The sequence below is a fragment of the Mycobacterium scrofulaceum genome (genome assembly GCF_002086735.1).
In the GTDB taxonomy this organism is placed as follows: Bacteria; Actinomycetota; Actinomycetes; order Mycobacteriales; family Mycobacteriaceae; genus Mycobacterium; species Mycobacterium scrofulaceum.
Genome location: NZ_MVIJ01000027.1, coordinates 1 through 15656, shown reverse-complemented (window position 1 = coordinate 15656; position 15656 = coordinate 1). Strand labels below are relative to the sequence as shown.

At 69.9% G+C, this 15656-nt stretch carries 12 protein-coding genes; 6 read left to right on the top strand and 6 right to left on the bottom strand.

All coding sequences use genetic code 11. The annotated features are described in order from the left end of the window. Window positions 1-79 precede the first annotated feature (79 nt). Window positions 80-1084, bottom strand: a complete 1005-nt coding sequence (locus tag BST44_RS17565) for a MaoC family dehydratase (RefSeq protein WP_083178386.1) — start codon at window positions 1082-1084, stop codon at window positions 80-82. 112 nt (window positions 1085-1196) lie between these two features. Between BST44_RS17565 and BST44_RS17560 the strand changes: the two genes are divergently transcribed. Together BST44_RS17560 and BST44_RS17555 are read left to right on the top strand one after the other, a co-directional pair. Then, window positions 1197-2357, top strand: a complete 1161-nt coding sequence (locus tag BST44_RS17560) for an acyl-CoA dehydrogenase family protein (RefSeq protein ID WP_208619829.1) — start codon at window positions 1197-1199, stop codon at window positions 2355-2357. A gap of 117 nt (window positions 2358-2474) precedes the next feature. Next, complete coding sequence (locus tag BST44_RS17555; protein ID WP_083178385.1) at window positions 2475-2897, top strand: CD225/dispanin family protein; 423 nt, start codon at window positions 2475-2477, stop codon at window positions 2895-2897. A gap of 18 nt (window positions 2898-2915) precedes the next feature. On the opposite strand, the gene BST44_RS17550 is transcribed toward BST44_RS17555, so the two are convergent. Both BST44_RS17550 and fadD4 read right to left on the bottom strand, forming a co-directional pair. After that, on the bottom strand, window positions 2916-3875 hold the full coding sequence (locus tag BST44_RS17550) for an enoyl-CoA hydratase/isomerase family protein (protein ID WP_083178384.1): 960 nt from the start codon (window positions 3873-3875) through the stop codon (window positions 2916-2918). 3 nt (window positions 3876-3878) lie between these two features. Then, window positions 3879-5408 carry a fatty-acid--CoA ligase FadD4 gene (gene fadD4, locus BST44_RS17545; RefSeq protein ID WP_083178383.1) on the bottom strand — a complete coding sequence of 510 codons (1530 nt, stop codon included), beginning with the start codon at window positions 5406-5408 and terminating at the stop codon, window positions 3879-3881. Between the two features lie 250 nt (window positions 5409-5658). Here fadD4 and BST44_RS17540 point away from each other — a divergent pair, with 250 nt between their 5' ends. After that, window positions 5659-6678 carry a sensor domain-containing diguanylate cyclase gene (locus tag BST44_RS17540; protein ID WP_244184855.1) on the top strand — a complete coding sequence of 340 codons (1020 nt, stop codon included), beginning with the start codon at window positions 5659-5661 and terminating at the stop codon, window positions 6676-6678. An 18-nt stretch (window positions 6679-6696) separates the two neighbouring features. Here BST44_RS17540 and BST44_RS17535 read toward each other — a convergent pair whose 3' ends face one another. The 3 genes from BST44_RS17535 to BST44_RS17525 form a co-directional block, all read right to left on the bottom strand. Further along, window positions 6697-8526, bottom strand: a complete 1830-nt coding sequence (locus BST44_RS17535; protein WP_083178381.1) for a phosphoenolpyruvate carboxykinase (GTP) — start codon at window positions 8524-8526, stop codon at window positions 6697-6699. Window positions 8527-8673: 147 nt separating this feature from the next. After that, complete coding sequence (locus BST44_RS17530; RefSeq protein WP_083178436.1) at window positions 8674-10251, bottom strand: hypothetical protein; 1578 nt, start codon at window positions 10249-10251, stop codon at window positions 8674-8676. After that, window positions 10248-11342 (bottom strand): hypothetical protein, encoded by a 1095-nt coding sequence (locus tag BST44_RS17525; protein WP_083178380.1) that lies wholly within the window; start codon window positions 11340-11342, stop codon window positions 10248-10250. The genes BST44_RS17530 and BST44_RS17525 overlap by 4 nt, the downstream gene beginning before the upstream one ends. A 170-nt stretch (window positions 11343-11512) precedes the next feature. On the opposite strand from BST44_RS17525, the gene trmB reads away from it, so the two are divergent. From trmB to mmpL3, 3 genes are all read left to right on the top strand, one after another. After that, window positions 11513-12307, top strand: coding sequence for a tRNA (guanosine(46)-N7)-methyltransferase TrmB (gene trmB, locus BST44_RS17520; RefSeq protein ID WP_208619828.1), 795 nt, complete (start codon window positions 11513-11515; stop codon window positions 12305-12307). A gap of 9 nt (window positions 12308-12316) precedes the next feature. After that, a complete protein-coding gene (locus BST44_RS17515) occupies window positions 12317-13030 on the top strand; it encodes an NYN domain-containing protein (RefSeq protein WP_083178435.1) in 714 nt (237 codons plus the stop codon). Between the two features lie 49 nt (window positions 13031-13079). Beyond that, window positions 13080-15656 (top strand): trehalose monomycolate exporter MmpL3 (gene mmpL3 / locus BST44_RS17510; protein WP_142274549.1); only part of this gene is annotated, 2577 nt, incomplete at its 3' end.

Genomic DNA, 15656 nt, shown 5'->3' with positions numbered 1-15656 from the left:
ACCGGGAATATGTCTGTGTCTCGTGGGCGTGCGAAAAATCGCGGGGAATCTCGCAGTGCCGTCACGCTCGCGAAAGGCCTTAGAACTGCAGCGCGCTGAATCGCCAGTCCAGGACCGCGCGATCCGGCTCGCCCACCGCGTAGACCAGCGACCGCAGCCCCAGCACTCCCCCGTGCCCGGCCGGCTGGGCGGACTCGACGTGCAACTCGCTGTAGAGGGTGTCGCCCTCGTGGACGGGTCCGGTGTGCTCGCAGGACGCCCAGCCCAGCACGGTCACCAGGTTGGGCAGCAGCCTGCTCGCCTGGGCAAGGGCGAGTCCGATGGTGTGCCCGCCGTACACCAGCCGCCGTCCGCCGACGCGCGAATCATGGTGTGTTGCGGCGATATTGAGGGTGAGCCGGGCGAGTTCCGGGGCGCTGCTGACGACGTCGCCGGTGCTGTGCAGCACCGCTCCGGCCAGGGCGCGGTCGAAGTGCGGGCCGGGCACCCTGTTCTTGAAGATGTCGGCGTCCCACCGCGCGGTCGGATCCGCCGCGGGGGGCGGCGCGTCGGCGCCGATGGTGGACAGGTCGTCGTGCGGCGCCCGTTCCGGCCGCCAATCCGGACCGGCGGGCAGCATGCCGCAACGGTAGAAATCGAGCACCAACCGGCCGGCCTGGTCGACGGTGGTCATCCGCAGCGCCGCCAGTCCCGTGGGGGCCCTCCCCGGCTTGGACGAATTGGCTCGCAGCCCAACCACTTCCGTGCGGGTGGACAGCGAGTCGCCGATGACCGGGAAGCGGTGAAACCTCAGCCCGCGGTAGAACAGGTTGGCCTTGACCCGCTGGGTGGCCAGCGTGGACTGCCCGATCGCCACGTCGCAGACCAGCGCCGGATGCGCGAGCGGTGCGGGCAGTCCGGTGACGGCGGCGCACAGGTCGGCGTCCAGCGCCAGCCGCAGCCGGTCCCCCACGATCGCCTGGTGTGCGGCGGCCAGTCCTGACGACAGCGTGATCGCCGGCGCCCAGTCGAACACCTGGCCCACCGACAGGTCGTCGAAGTACGGCCCGCCGGCGCGGATCCCCGCATACCCGTCACTAGTCACAACGCCACATGCTGGCAGGCTGTCGAATCGAGGGTCAACCCGTGGCGATCGCGAGCGCGGCGAAGCCGGGCGAAGCGGGTCTGCCACCATCGATGCTGGAGGGTGCTCACAGGTGAACGACGAGGAAGAGATGCTGGTCGCCACGGTGCGGGCGTTCGTCGACCGCGACGTGAAGCCGACCGTCCGCGAGGTCGAGCACGCCAACACCTATCCCGAGGCGTGGATCGAGCAGATGAAGCGGATCGGCATCTACGGCCTGGCCATTCCCGAGGAATACGGCGGGTCGCCGGTGTCCATGCCGTGCTATGTGCGGGTCACCGAGGAGCTCGCGCGCGGCTGGATGAGCCTGGCGGGCGCGATGGGCGGGCACACCGTGGTGGCCAAGCTGCTGACGCTGTTCGGGACCGAGGAGCAGAAGCGGGCGTATCTGCCGGCGATGGCGACCGGCGAGCTGCGGGCCACCATGGCGTTGACGGAACCGGGCGGCGGCTCGGACCTGCAGAACATGACGACGACGGCGCTGCCTGTTGAGGGCGCGGACGGCGCCCCCGGCCAATTGCGGATCAACGGCGCCAAGACGTGGATCAGCAACGCGCGGCGCTCGGGGCTGATCGCGCTGCTGTGCAAGACCGATCCGAACGCCGCGCCTCGGCACCGGGGCATCTCGATCGTGCTCGTCGGACACGGGCCCGGGCTGACGGTGTCGCGGGACCTGCCCAAGCTGGGCTACAAGGGCGTCGAGTCCTGCGAGCTGTCCTTCGACGACTTCCCGGTGCCCGAGTCCGCGGTGCTGGGCGGCCGGATGGGCGAAGGCTTTTCGCAGATGATGAAGGGCCTCGAGACCGGCCGCATCCAGGTGGCGGCCCGCGCCCTGGGAGTGGGCACGGCGGCGCTCGAGGACGCGCTGGCGTACGCCCAGCAGCGGGAAAGCTTCGGCAAGCCGATCTGGAAACACCAGTCGGTCGGCAATTACCTCGCCGACATGGCGACCAAACTCACGGCCGCGCGGCAGCTCACCCGCTATGCCGCCGAACGCTACGACAGCGGCGAGCGTTGCGACATGGAGGCCGGCATGGCCAAACTTTTCGCCTCGGAGGTGGCGATGGAAATCGCCTTGAACGCCGTGCGAATCCATGGCGGCTACGGCTATTCGTGCGAGTACGACGTGGAGCGCTACTTCCGCGACGCGCCGCTGATGATCGTCGGCGAGGGCACCAACGAGATTCAGCGCAACGTGATCGCCGGGCAGCTGGTGGCGCGCGGCGGCATCTGAGCCCGCGCCCGAATGTGCGGGCTTGACGTCGGGGCGTGCTGTATCCTTGCCTGACTTCTCAAGCCAGCAAAGCTGCGCGGGAGTAAAACTTACTGCAACGAAGGAAAGTCGGCTGCGATGAGTTATCCCCCAGGGCCGTACGAGGGCTCCCCGGAATGGCAGGGTCAGCCCCCGCCCTGGCAGGGCCCGCAGCCGGGTTGGCCGGGGCAGCAACCGGGTTGGCAGGCGCCGCAACCGGGCTGGCCGGGACAGCCGGAGCCGGAGAACTATCTCGTCTGGGCCATTCTGGTCACGGTGTTGTGCTGTCTGCCGTTCGGCATCGTGTCGATCGTCTACTCCACCAAGGTGTCCGGGCTGTGGTCGCAGGGGCGGTACGCCGAGGCGCAGGCGGCGGCCGACAACGCCAGAAAGTGGGCCATCATCGGCGCCATCGCCGGCGCGGTGTTCGCGGTGATCATGGTGATCCTGTACGTCGCCATCGGCGTGATCGCCGTCTCGAACATGCCGTCGACCACAACCACGACGTATTCGGGCTTCTGACAACGGCTTAGGCACCGCTCAGTCCCAGGTCGCGTCCACCAGGCCCCAGGCCAGCGCGGTCACGGCGTCGACGGTGCGGCCGGACAGCACGAGATAGGCGGTGCGCCACCGGCCGATCCGGCGGGTGACGCTGAGCGTCCCGCCGGCGCCGGGGATCAGCCCCAGCTGCAGCTCGGGTAGTCCGAACACCGAATCCCCCCGCGCGGTGACCCACCCGCAGAACGCCGCCATCTCCAGCCCGCTGCCCAGCACGCGGCCGTGCACCTCCGCCCTGCAGCCGCGGCCGAGCCGGGCCGTCAGGGCATGGAGCGCCAGGGCGGGGCTGTGCCGGGTGCGGGCCAGGTGCGCGCTCGCGGGGTCGGCGAAGGTGCCGAACTCCGCGAGGTCCCCACCGCTGCAGAAAGACGGTCCGTTGCCGCTCAACACGATCCCGGTCACCGACGGGTCCAGTTGCGCGACGGTCAGCGCCTCCAGCAGCGCGGCGCGCGCGTCGGTGGAGAACGCGTTGTGACGTTGCGGCCGGTTGAAGGCGATGCGCAGCGTGTCGCCGTCGCGGTGGGCCCGCACCGGGTCGGCGATGTCGGGCATGCGGGCCGGACCGCGCTCGCGTAGCCAGCGCGCGAACTCGGGCCCGGCCTGCAGGGTGGAGTACGCCAGCGACTCGGTCAGCACCGCGGGCAGCGCCGGGCCGCCCGGGTTCACCGCGCGCAACACGTCGTCACAGACGCCGCTGGCGTGCGGCCATCGGCGACAGCGCGCGGTCAGCTCGGTGAGCGCGTCGGACACCGAATCGACGGTGACGACCCGGCGATCGTCACAGGGATCCTCGGTCAGGGTGAAAGTGGCAGTATCCAGCCATGATTCGCTCCGGGCGAGGTCGGCGGCGGCGCCGTGCGCCAGGATCACCCCCGGCGGGGATGCGGCGCCGGTGTCGGGCCCGGGGTCCGGCGGGCTCGACAGGTCGACCACCTTGAGCACGGGTCACACCGAGTATTTCTCGATCAGCCCGTTCTTGTAGAGCTTGCCGGTGTCGGTGCGTGGCAGCTGCGCCTCGAAGGCGATCGATTTCGGACACTTGTAGTGCGCCAAGCGGTCTCGCAGCCAGGCCAGCAGTTCGTCGGCGAACTCGTCGGTGGCGTCGCCCGGGTCGACGGTCTGCACGGCGGCCAGCACGCGTTGCCCCATCTCGTCGTCGGGAACCCCGAACACGGCCGCGTCCAACACCTTCGGGTGGGTGACCAGAAGGTTCTCGGCCTCCTGCGGGTAGATGTTCACCCCGCCGGAGATGATCATGTGGTGGCGCCGGTCGGTCAGGTACAGGTACCCCTCCTCGTCGAGGTAGCCGATGTCGCCGACGGTGGCCCAGCCGTGCTTGCTGCGCGAGGCCGCGGTTTTCGTGGGGTCGTTGAGGTATTCGAACGAATACCCGCCCTCGAAGTAGATCTCGCCGGCCTGCCCGGGCGGCAACTCGTTGCCGTTCTCGTCGAGGATGTGCACAGCGCCCCCCATGGGTTTGCCGACCGAACCGGGATGCGCAAGCCACTCTTCGGCGGTGATCAACGTCGACCCGTGCGCCTCGGAGGAGGCGTAGTACTCGTCGATGATCGGCCCCCACCAGTCCATCATCTGCTTCTTGATCTCCACCGGGCACGGCGCCGCGGCGTGCATCACCCGCTGCAGGCTGGACAGGTCGTACGAATTACGCACCGCCTCAGGCAGTTTCAGCATGCGGGTGAACATCGCCGGGACAAACTGGCCGTGCGTGACGCGGTGACGCTGGATGGCGTCGAGGCAGCCCTCGGGATCGAACTTCTCCAGCACGACCGTGGTGACCCCGCCGGCCTGCGCGCTCATCGACCACACCGACGGCGCGGTGTGATACAGCGGCGCCGGGCTGAGGTAGATCGAGTCCGGGTTCATCCAGAAGCTGACCAGCGCCGACATCATGCCCGGCGCCTCGGCCGGCGGCACGTGCGGCAGTTCGCGCTTGATGCCCTTGGGCCGGCCGGTGGTGCCCGACGAATACTGCAGCAGGTCGCCCTCCCGTTCATCGTCGATCGGGGTGTCGGGCTCGCCCGCAACGCATTCGGGGTAGCGCTGCCAGCCGGCGAGGTCGGCCTCTCCCTCTTCCAAGGCGATCAGCAGCAGCCCGGGCAGGCCGCCGGGAAGGTGCTCGGCCAGGTTCTCGCACGTCTTGCGCAGTGCCGCCGACCCGACGATCGCCTTGGCGGCGCTGTTGTCGACGATGTAGGCGGCTTCGGCCGCCGTCAGGTGAGTGTTGATCGGCACGTAGTACAGACCGCTGCGCCGCGCCGCCCACATCACCGCGTGCATGTGCTCGTTGTTCTCCATCAGGATCGCCACGACGTCGCCCTCGGTGAGGCCGGCCCGCCGGAAGTAGTGCGCCAGCCGGTTGGCCCGCGCCTCCAGCTCGTCGAACGTGATGACCGTGCCGGACGGGTGGAGGATGACGGCGGGCTTGCCGCTGCCGAGGTACTCGCGAATCTGCATGCGCAGACTGTACCGCCGAAAAACTTGACGGGTGTCAAGTGGTGGTCGCCCGGGCGGCGGAGGCTCGCGACCGGCGAATCCGCCGGCGAATGCGGCCCGGGTCGGCGTACGGTAACTTGCCTTGACGACGCCGGCGTGACGCGGCGGCCGGTCTCGTACGGAGGTGCGCATGGACGCCGAGCGCCTCTCCACGCGGGCGACGTGCTGCGCGGCGACCGACCGACTGGGCGTCTACGACTACGTCGACGGCATGGAGCGCCTGCTCGAGGCGGTCCAGGAATTGTCGCTGGCGCGCACCCTGCCCGAGATCCAGCGCATCGTCCGGTCCTCGGCGCGTGAGCTCACCGGCTGTGACGGCGCGACGTTCGTGCTGCGCGACGACAACAGGTGCTACTACGCCGACGAAGACGCCATCGCTCCGCTCTGGAAGGGCAGCCGATTCCCGATCGAGTCCTGCGTCAGCGGCTGGGCGATGCTGCACCGCGAAGCGGCGATCATCCCGGATGTCTTCCGCGACGCGCGCATCCCGCAAGGGATTTACCGCGCGACGTTCGTCAAGAGCCTGGTGATGGTCCCGATCCGCAAGCGCGACCCGATCGGGGCGATTGGCAACTACTGGGCCCACCGGCATCCGCCGTCCGAGCAGGAGGTGCGCCTGCTGCAGGCCCTCGCCGACTCGACGTCGATCGCGATGGAGAACGTGCAGGTGTACTCCGAACTCGAGCAGCGGGTGCGCGATCGCACCGCCGAATTGCAAAGCGCCAACGAGGAGATCAGCCGGCTCTCCGTCACCGACGAACTGACCGGCCTGAACAATCGCCGCGGCTTCTACCTGCTCGCCGAGCAGAAGCTGCGCGGGGCACACCATCTCGGCCACAACTGCGTGCTGGCGTTCCTCGACGTCGACGGGCTCAAGCGGGTCAACGACGAACAGGGCCACGACGTCGGCGACGCGCTGATCAAGGACGTCGCCGCGGTGCTGCGGGCGATCCGGCGGGAGTCCGACATCGTCGCCCGCCTGGGCGGCGACGAATTCTGCGTGCTGGTCACCGAACGCGACAGCGGCACCGCTGGGGTCAAGGAGCGGCTCGCCGAGGCGTTCCGCGCCTTCAACGAGACCGGCGACCGGCCCTACCGGCTGTCCGCCAGCGTCGGCCTGGTGCAGGCGCCCGTCGCCGAGCACGCGACCGTGGAGGAACTGCTGGCCCGCGCGGACGAGCTGATGTACGCGGAGAAGAAGGCGAGGCCCGACTCGCGGCGCGCGGTGTGACTTCTCGGTTCGCTCGGCCTACCCGGCGTCGGCCAGCCGCTGCTTGAGCGCCTCGAACTCGTCCTTGACGCCGGTGGGCAGCTTGTCGCCGACGAACTCGAACCACTCTTCGATCAGCGGCAGTTCCTGCCGCCACTCGTCGGGGTTGACCGCCAGCGCCTGCGCGACGTCCTGGCCGTCGACGTCGAGCCCGTCGAGGTCCAGGTCGTCGGCCGACGGCACCACGCCGATCGGGGTGTCCTGGCCGCCGGCCCGGTGTTCGATGCGGTCGACGATCCACTTCAGGACGCGGCTGTTCTCGCCGAAGCCCGGCCACAGGAACTGCCCCTCGTCGCCGCGGCGGAACCAGTTGACGAAGAACACCTTCGGCAGCTTGGACTCGTCGGAGTTCTTGCCCAGGTCCAGCCAGTGCTGGAAGTAGTCACCGACGTGGTAGCCCAGGAACGGCAGCATGGCCATCGGGTCGCGGCGCACGGTGCCGACCTTGCCCTCGGCGGCGGCGGTCTGCTCGCTGCCCATGGTGGCACCCATGAACACCCCGTGCTGCCAGTCGCGGGCCTCCGTCACCAGCGGAACGGTGGTCTTGCGGCGCGCGCCGAACAGGATGCCCGAGATCGGCACGCCCTGCGGGTCGTCCCACTCCGGCGCCAGGATGGGGCACTGCGACATCGGCGTGCAGTACCGCGAGTTCGGGTGCGCGGCTTTGGTTTCCGTCTCGCGGATGTACCAGTCGTTGCCCTTCCAGTCGACGAGGTGGTCGGGCTCGCCCTCCAGGCCTTCCCACCACACCTCGTTGTCGTCGGTCAGCGCGACGTTGGTGAACACGGTGTTGCCGGCGGCGATGGTGCGCATGGCGTTGGGGTTGGACTTCCAGTTGGTGCCCGGCGCCACCCCGAAGAAGCCGAACTCGGGGTTGACCGCGTACAGCCGGCCGTCCTTGCCGAACCGCATCCAGGCGATATCGTCGCCGAGCGTTTCGGCGCGCCAGCCCGGAATGGTCGGCTGCAGCATGGCCAGGTTGGTCTTGCCGCAGGCGGACGGGAAGGCGGCGGCGAAGTAGTACGCCTTGTTCTCCGGGGAGATCAGCTTGAGGATCAGCATGTGCTCGGCGAGCCAGCCCTCGTCGTGCGCCATCGCCGACGCGATGCGCAGCGAGTAGCACTTCTTGCCCAGCAGGGCGTTGCCGCCGTAGCCGGAGCCGTAGCTCATGATCTCGCGGGTTTCCGGGAAGTGGGTGATGTACTTGGTGTCGTTGCAGGGCCACGCGACGTCCTGCTGGCCCGGCTCCAGCGGGGCGCCCACCGAGTGCAGCGCCTTGACGAAGAAGCCGTCGTCGCCGATCTTCTCCAGCGCGGCCTTACCCATCCGGGTCATCACCTTCATGGACACGACCACGTACTCGGAGTCGGTGATCTCCACGCCCAGCTTGGGGTCGTCCGCACCCAGCGGCCCCATGCAGAACGGCACCACGTACATCGTGCGGCCGCGCATGCAGCCGCGGTACAGGTCGGTCAGGGTGGACCGCATCTCGGCGGGGTCCATCCAGTTGTTGGTCGGCCCGGCGTCTTCCTTGCGCTCGGCGCAGATGAACGTCCGCGACTCCACCCGGGCCACGTCCGACGGGTCGGACAGCGCGAGGAAGGAGTTGGGGTATTTCTCCTCGTTCAGCCGCGTGAAGGTGCCCGCCTCGACCAGCTGGTCGGTCAGCCGCTGCCACTCCTCGTCGGAACCGTCGGTGAACACCACCCGCTCGGGCTGGGTGAGCTCGGCGACCTCCCGTACCCACGACAGCAGCCCCTGATGTTTCGTGGGCGCGGTGTCCAAACCGGGAATGGTCGCTGAGGTCATCGAAGTCTCCTGAATTCTTCTTTGTACTCGGGCTTCTTGGGTGCCTGTCGCGTATGCGGTCGCCCACACAACGGTGAACATGGTGGCGTTAACTACAGGTTATCGTGAGGATCTTGTCGGGGCGGTCTCGGGCAGGTATAAGCCTTCTCACAACAACGATTCAGAAGATCCCGAAAGATCACTGTCACCGCTCCTAGATGCCGGTTTTTCGGTCGCATCGGGGGCGGCGGCATTTTCCCCGTCCGAAGCGGAATCGTCGGGTGTAGACATACCCGCTTCTCCCAGTTCTGCACGCACGGACTCCAGGGCGGCGCGCACCGCGGGCATCTCCCGGTCCCGCGCGGCCGCCGCCCGCGAGGCGGCCATGGCGTGCGCGCGCAGCTCGCGGTCGATGGCGCTGACCTGGTCGCCCACCTCCGCGCCCTCGACCTCGTCCTGAGCCATTACCGCCTTGCTCAGCACCGACTCGGCCACCAGGACGCGGGTGGCGACCAGTTCCTCGGCCACCGAACGCAGCGAGGAGGTCACCTCGCCCGCCCACCGGTCCAGCAGCGCCCGGTCGCGCAGCAGGCTGCGAATGTGGACCACCAGGACGGTGACCGCCAGTCCCATCGCCACACACGTCACGGCGGCGACGACGGACAGCGCGGGGCTGAGCCGGTCCGCCAGCCCGCTCATCAGCCGGCTCAGGGTCAGCGCCACGCCCAGGCCGAACCCGGCGCCCAGCAGCATCATCAGCCAGGTTTCGTGGCGGCGCGACTTCAGCGGCGGCGGCGGGACGTCGACCGTCGGCAGCTCGTCGGCGGGCGGCAGGATCGTCGCGACCCCCACCACGTGCGCGACGTCGGCGAGGTGGGTGGCGGTGCCGTCGTTGACCTCGGCGACCACCTCGTGCAGCCGGTCACGGGTGCGTGCCTCGAAGCCGGGCATGTCGCGCCGGGACAATCCGGCGGCGTCCTCCTGCAGCTCACTGCGCACGGACGAGCACCGGTTGCGGGCGAAGTGGGACAGCTGGACCCGCGCCTGCTGGATCTGGCCGCGCAGCGTGATGGTGCGCTCGGTTTTCGCCTCGCGCCGCTGCCGCAGGGCCGTGCTGCGCTCGTCGCGCAACGCGTCGACCCGCGCCCGCCGCCCGGCGCCGTCGGCCTCGCGGTCGAACCGCTGCGCGACCGTCGTGAGCCGGAACTCCCAGGCCCGCAGCCTGTTTCGGCGGGCCAGCTCGGGGTCGGCCAACCGCGCCGAGAGGGTTTGCACCAAGGCGTCGACGTCGGGCTCGCCGACGTCGGGCAGCGCGGCCGCCCCCACCCAGGGCACGCCGCCGTAGCGCGGCGCGTGCGCGGCCAGCGTCCCGCGGTCGGCGGCCAGGACGTCGCGCCACGCGAGGTGCGCGTCGATCTTGGAGACCACCCCGACCACCGCATCGGTGTGCGCGGCCGCGGCGTCCAGCAGCGCGCAGTCGGACGCGGTGAGCTCGGCCGCCGCCGAGACGACGAACACCACCGCCGTCGGCGCTTCTGCGGAGCCCAGCTCCGCCGACTCGACGAACTTCTGCTCGGGCAGCCGTTCCCGCAGGGCCGCCGCCACCGCGCTCACGCCGGCCAGCCACGGCCCGGTCACCAGCACCACCTCGCGGCGGTGGATGGCGGGGGCTTCCAGCTCCGGCGCGACGCCCGCCACCAGCGCGTCGACGGCAGCGACCGGATCGTCGGGCTTGTCGCCGCTCATCGCCAGTCCCCCGGCGAATGCCCGGGCAGCGAGCCGCAGGCCTGCGACCACAGCCGCATCGCTCCCCTGGCGATGTCGGCCCCACAGGCCCGGTGCAGGTCGTTCCCCGAGGCGCGGCTGTAGCGCTGCCAGCGCACGGCCCGCGGCAGGTGCGCGGACGGGTCGCGGTCCCAGTCGGCGACGCCCGATTCGTCGGGGTCGAGCCCGGCCGCCTCGGCCAGGTCGACGGCCGCCGCCATCCGGGCCACCACGGTGTCGTCGTGGGACAGGAACGCGCTGATCCGCTCGGCGGCCGCACCTGGGCCGACGGCCAGCGCCGCCAACTCCGCGCCGGCGTCGAGGACCCGCTGGTAGCGCACCTCGGCGCCGGCGATCGCGAGCTGCGACAGGACGGCGTCTACGCCGCTGGTCCGGCGCAGCAGCGCCCGCACCTGGGCCGCCGTCCTGCCCTGCCGGAACGCGGCGACCCCGAGCGCGATGCCGAACAGGTCCAGTGTCTGCAGCAGCCGCAGCCGCACGTCGGCCGGCACGGGGTTGTCCGCCGCCAGGAACCCGGCGAACGAACCGTCCAGGGAGGCGGCCGCGCCCGGGTGGGCGGCCAGCGTTCGCAGCGCGGCCCACAGCGGGGCGTCCAGGTCGTCGAGCGCGGCGACCGCGAGCAGCCCGGCCATGGGGAGAACGGGCGCGCCCGCCAGGCCGCCCAGTTCCGCGCAGCGGGTCCGTGCCGCCGCGATGGGCCCGTCCCCGCGGGAAAGGGATCCGGCCAGGTCGGCCTTGTTCAGCACCGCCACCACCGGGCGGCCGGCGGCGGCGATGGCCTCGGCGTCTTCCGGCTTGACCACCTCGGTGATCACCTGCACGACGACGTCGGCGTCGCGCAGCTCGGCCGTCGTCACCGCGATCCCGGCGCCTGCCCCGGCACGGTCCAGCGCGCGGGCCACCGTGCCGCGCCCCGCCCCGCGGCGCCCCCGAACCAGCGCGCGCAGCGGCGCGGCGGTCCGCTCGGCGATGGCCGCGACGCGCGGGTCGGCGTGGCCGGCGGCAAAGCGCGCCAACTCGTCGACGAAGACCTGGTGTCCTTGTCCCCTCATCGTCCCCTCATGTCCTGCGTTCGGTTCGATGGATCCGACCCGGGGGCCGGTCGGGTCCCACCGAATGGTGGCACTTGCGTCACTTTGATGCGAGCCACCGTTTGACTGTTACCAGCTGAAGGCAACTGTTGGGTATCAATCTGGACCAGGGGCGGCTACATCACCGGTTTATGGGCCACCATGGACAAATGCATGCGCAACCCGGGGTGGGAGTGTGTCCGGGCGCGCCGGAGGAGGAGTCGGACGGCGGTCGCGACCAGCGCTACCTTCCGGCATCGACCTTTCGCTCCCGACGTTCCGCCCTTTCCGACGCCCAGCGGCAAACCTGGGAACGGCTCTGGCCGGAGCTGGGGCTGTCGGTGGGCGCCCCGGCCGGGGAGGGCGCCGGCGCCGGGGAGCCGCCACTGGACACCCGCGGCTGGTTCGGCCGCCGCGCACCGCTGGTGCTCGAGATCGGTTGCGGCAGCGGCACGTCGACGCTGGCGATGGCCAAGGACGAGCCGGATATAGATGTGATCGCGGTGGAGATCTACAAGCGGGGACTGGCGCAGCTGCTGTGCGCGATCGACCGCGAGCGCGTCGGCAACATCCGGCTGATCCGCGGGAACGCCCTCGACGTGCTGCAGCGGCTGATCGCGCCGGGTTCGCTCACCGGGGTCCGCGTCTTCTTCCCCGATCCCTGGCCGAAGGCCCGTCACCACAAGCGCCGGTTTCTGCAGCCGGGCACGATTGGCCTGATCGCCGACCGGTTACTCCCCGGTGGTGTCCTCCATGTCGCGACCGATCACCCCGGTTACGCCGAGCACATCGCCGAGGTGGGCGACGCCGAACCGCGGCTGTCCCGCGTCGACCCCGACGACGCCGGGCTGCCGATCTCGGTGGTGCGGCCGACCACCAAATACGAGACGAAGGCCCACGAGGCGGGCAGCGCGGTGACCGAATTCATCTGGCTACGACACGAGTAGGCGATGACCATGAGCCTGGCGGAACAACAGACCGCAGCAGCAGACCCCCTCGAGTCCCCCGCCGTGTTGTCCGACGACGCGCTGGGCAGCTTCTCGCCTCCGGGCGGTCGCGTCCTGCTGGTCTGGGACGCGCCCAACCTCGACATGGGGCTCGGCTCGATCCTGGGGCGTCGCCCCACCGCGCTGGAGCGGCCGCGGTTCGACGCCCTGGGCCGCTGGCTGCTGGGGCGTACCGCCGAGGTCAGCGCCGGCCGGCCGGGCGTCGTCGTGGAACCCGAGGCCACCGTCTTCACCAACATCGCGCCGGCCAGCGCCGACGTCGTCCGGCCCTGGGTGGATGCCCTGCGCAACGTCGGGTTCGCGGTGTTCGCCAAACCGAAGATCGACGAGGACAGCGACGTCGACCGCGACATGCTCGCCCACATCGAGTTGCGGCGCAGCGAGGGGCTGGCGGCCCTGGTGGTGGCGTCGGCCGACGGGCAGGCGTTTCGCGAGCCGCTGGAGGAAATTGCGCGCACCGGAGTCGCGGTCCAGGTCATCGGATTTCGCGAACATGCGAGTTGGGCGCTAGCGTCGGATACCTTGGACTTCGTCGACCTGGAGGACATCAACGGTGTGTTCCGGGAGCCGCTGCCGCGAATCGGCCTAGATTCGCTGCCTGACCAGGGAGCATGGCTGCAGCCGTTCAGGCCGCTGTCCGCGCTGTTGACCGCGCGTGTGTGACACTGGAAAACCGATGCGCGGGTCGTTAACGATCCAGTAAGGAGCTTGCGTGTTCGCCTGGTGGGGTCGGACTGTGTACCGCTATCGGTACATCGTGATCGGGGTCACGGTAGCTCTGTGCCTGCTGGGTGGGGTTTTCGGGATGAGCCTCGGCAAGCATGTCACACAGAGCGGCTTCTACGACGAGGGCAGTCAATCCGTGAAGGCCTCGGTGTTGGGCGACCAGACCTACGGCCGCGACCGCACCAGTCACATCGTCGCCACCTTCACCGCGCCCAGCGGAAAAACGGTCGACGACGCCGCGTGGCGCGACAAGATCGTCGGCCAGCTGAACAAGTTCAAGGCCGATCATCCTGACCAGGTCGTCGGCTGGGCAGGCTGGCTGGCCGCGCCCGACAGCACGAACCCCCTGATCAAGGGGATGGTCAGCGAGGACAGGAAGCACACCTTCGTCTCGATTCCGCTCAAGGGTGACGACGACGACAGCATCCTGAACAACTACAAGGACATCGCGCCCGATTTGCAGAAGCTGGACGGCGGCACCGTGCAGCTGGCCGGCCTCGAGCCCATCGCCAACGCCCTGACCGGAACCATCGCCACCGACCAGCGCCGCATGGAGGTCCTTGCGGTCCCGATGGTGGCGGTGGTCCTGTTCCTGGTGTTCGGCGGTGCGGTCGCCGCGGGCCTGCCGGCGATCGTGGGTGGGCTCAGCATCGCGGGCTCGCTGGGCATCCTGCGGCTGGTCGCCGTGTTCGGGCCGGTGCACTACTTCGCCCAGCCGGTGGTGTCGTTGATCGGCCTGGGCATCGCGATCGACTACGGGCTCTTCGTGGTGAGCCGATTCCGGGAGGAGATCGCCGAGGGTTACGACACCGAGACCGCCGTGCGGCGCACCGTGATGACGGCCGGGCGCACCGTGACGTTCTCGGCGGTGCTGATCATCGCGTCGAGCGCCAGCCTGCTGGTTCTGCCGCAGGGCTTCGTGCACTCGCTGACATACGCGATCTTCGCCGCGGTGGGCCTCGCCGCGCTGCTGTCGATCACCTTCCTGCCGGCCTGCCTGGGCATCCTCGGGCGGCACGTCGACGCGCTGGGCGTGCGGACCGCGTTCCGCGTGCCGTTCCTGCGCAATTGGAAGTACTCGCGCGCCTACCTCAACTGGCTCGCCGACCGGCTGCAGAAGACCAAGACCCGCGAAGAGGTCGAGGCCGGCTTCTGGGGCAAGCTCGTCAACTGGGTGATGAAGCGCCCGCTGGCGTTCGCCATCCCGATCGCCGTCGGCATGATCCTGCTGGTCATCCCGCTGGGCAACCTGTCGTTCGGCGGCATGAGCGAGAAGTACCTGCCGCCCACCAACCCCGTGCGCCAGGCGCAGGAACACTTCGACAAGCTCTTCCCCGGCTACCGCACCGAACAGCTGACGATGGTGATCCAGAGCACCAACCACAGCAAGGTCACCGACCAGCAGGTCGCCGACATCCGCAACAGGATCTCCTCGATCGGCGGGTTCACCGACAAGACCTGGGAGGAGCGGCCGTGCCCGACCATCGCCGGCAACCCCTGTGTCGCCGGGCCGAACGGCACGACGGTGCCCAAGGACGGCTCGGTGCGCGTGATCCAGAACGGCCTGGTCAATAAGAACGACGCCGCCAAGAAAATCAGCGAACTCCGGGCGATCAGCCCGCCGAAGGGCCTCAACCTCTATGTCGGCGGCACGCCGGCCCTCGAGCAGGACAGCATCCACAGCCTGTTCGACAAGGCTCCGCTGATGCTGGTGCTGCTGCTGGGCGCGACGCTGCTGTTGATGTTCCTGGCGTTCGGGTCGGTGGTGTTGCCGGTCAAGGCGGTGCTGATGAGCGCGCTGACGCTCGGGTCGACGATGGGCATCCTGACGTGGATCTTCGTCGACGGGCATTTGTCGGGCGTGCTCAACTTCACGCCGACCCCGCTGATGGTGGTGGTGATCGCGCTGGTGGTCGCGGTGGGCTTCGGCCTGGCCACCGACTACGAGGTATTCCTGGTGTCCCGCATGGTGGAGGCGCGCGAACGCGGCATGTCGACCGCCGAGGCCATCCGGATCGGCACGGCGACCACGGGGCGCCTGATCACGGCCGCCGCGCTGGTGCTGGCCGTGGTGGCCAGTTCGTTCGTGTTCTCCGACCTCGTGTTGATGAAATACCTGGCGTTCGGCCTGATGGCGGCGCTGCTGCTGGACGCGACCGTGGTCCGCATGTTCCTGGTGCCGTCGGTGATGAAGCTGCTCGGCGACGACTGCTGGTGGGCGCCGCGCTGGGCCCGGCGGCTGCAGAACCGGATCGGGCTGGGCGAGATCGACCTGCCCGACGAGCGCAAGCGGCCGACGCTCAACGGCCGGCCCGCGCGGCCCCCGGTGGCGGCCAGCCTGGCCGCCGCCCCGCCGCGCCCGCCGCACGACCCCACGCACCCCGGCGCCCTGGAGCCGTCGCGCGCGACCCGTCCCGCCGAGCCGAAGCCGGGGCACGACGCCCCCGCTGGGGCGACGATGCGCAGCCCGGCGCCCCCCGCCGACGCCGCCAACACCACGCGCCTGCAGACCCGGCCCGGCCAGCCGACGGAGGCCAAGACCACGCGACTGCCGGTGCCCCCG

Excerpts from the sequence above, each read along its gene's own strand:
- BST44_RS17515 (WP_083178435.1), top strand. The coding sequence starts at position 12,317 with ATGAGCCTGGCGGAACAACAGACCGCAGCAGCAGACCCCCTCGAGTCC.
- BST44_RS17535 (WP_083178381.1), bottom strand. The coding sequence starts at position 8,526 with ATGACCTCAGCGACCATTCCCGGTTTGGACACCGCGCCCACGAAACAT.
- trmB (WP_208619828.1), top strand. The coding sequence starts at position 11,513 with ATGGGCCACCATGGACAAATGCATGCGCAACCCGGGGTGGGAGTGTGT.
- BST44_RS17530 (WP_083178436.1), bottom strand. The coding sequence starts at position 10,251 with ATGAGCGGCGACAAGCCCGACGATCCGGTCGCTGCCGTCGACGCGCTG.
- BST44_RS17555 (WP_083178385.1), top strand. The coding sequence starts at position 2,475 with ATGAGTTATCCCCCAGGGCCGTACGAGGGCTCCCCGGAATGGCAGGGT.
- BST44_RS17525 (WP_083178380.1), bottom strand. The coding sequence starts at position 11,342 with ATGAGGGGACAAGGACACCAGGTCTTCGTCGACGAGTTGGCGCGCTTT.
- BST44_RS17540 (WP_244184855.1), top strand. The coding sequence starts at position 5,659 with ATGGAGCGCCTGCTCGAGGCGGTCCAGGAATTGTCGCTGGCGCGCACC.
- fadD4 (WP_083178383.1), bottom strand. The coding sequence starts at position 5,408 with ATGCAGATTCGCGAGTACCTCGGCAGCGGCAAGCCCGCCGTCATCCTC.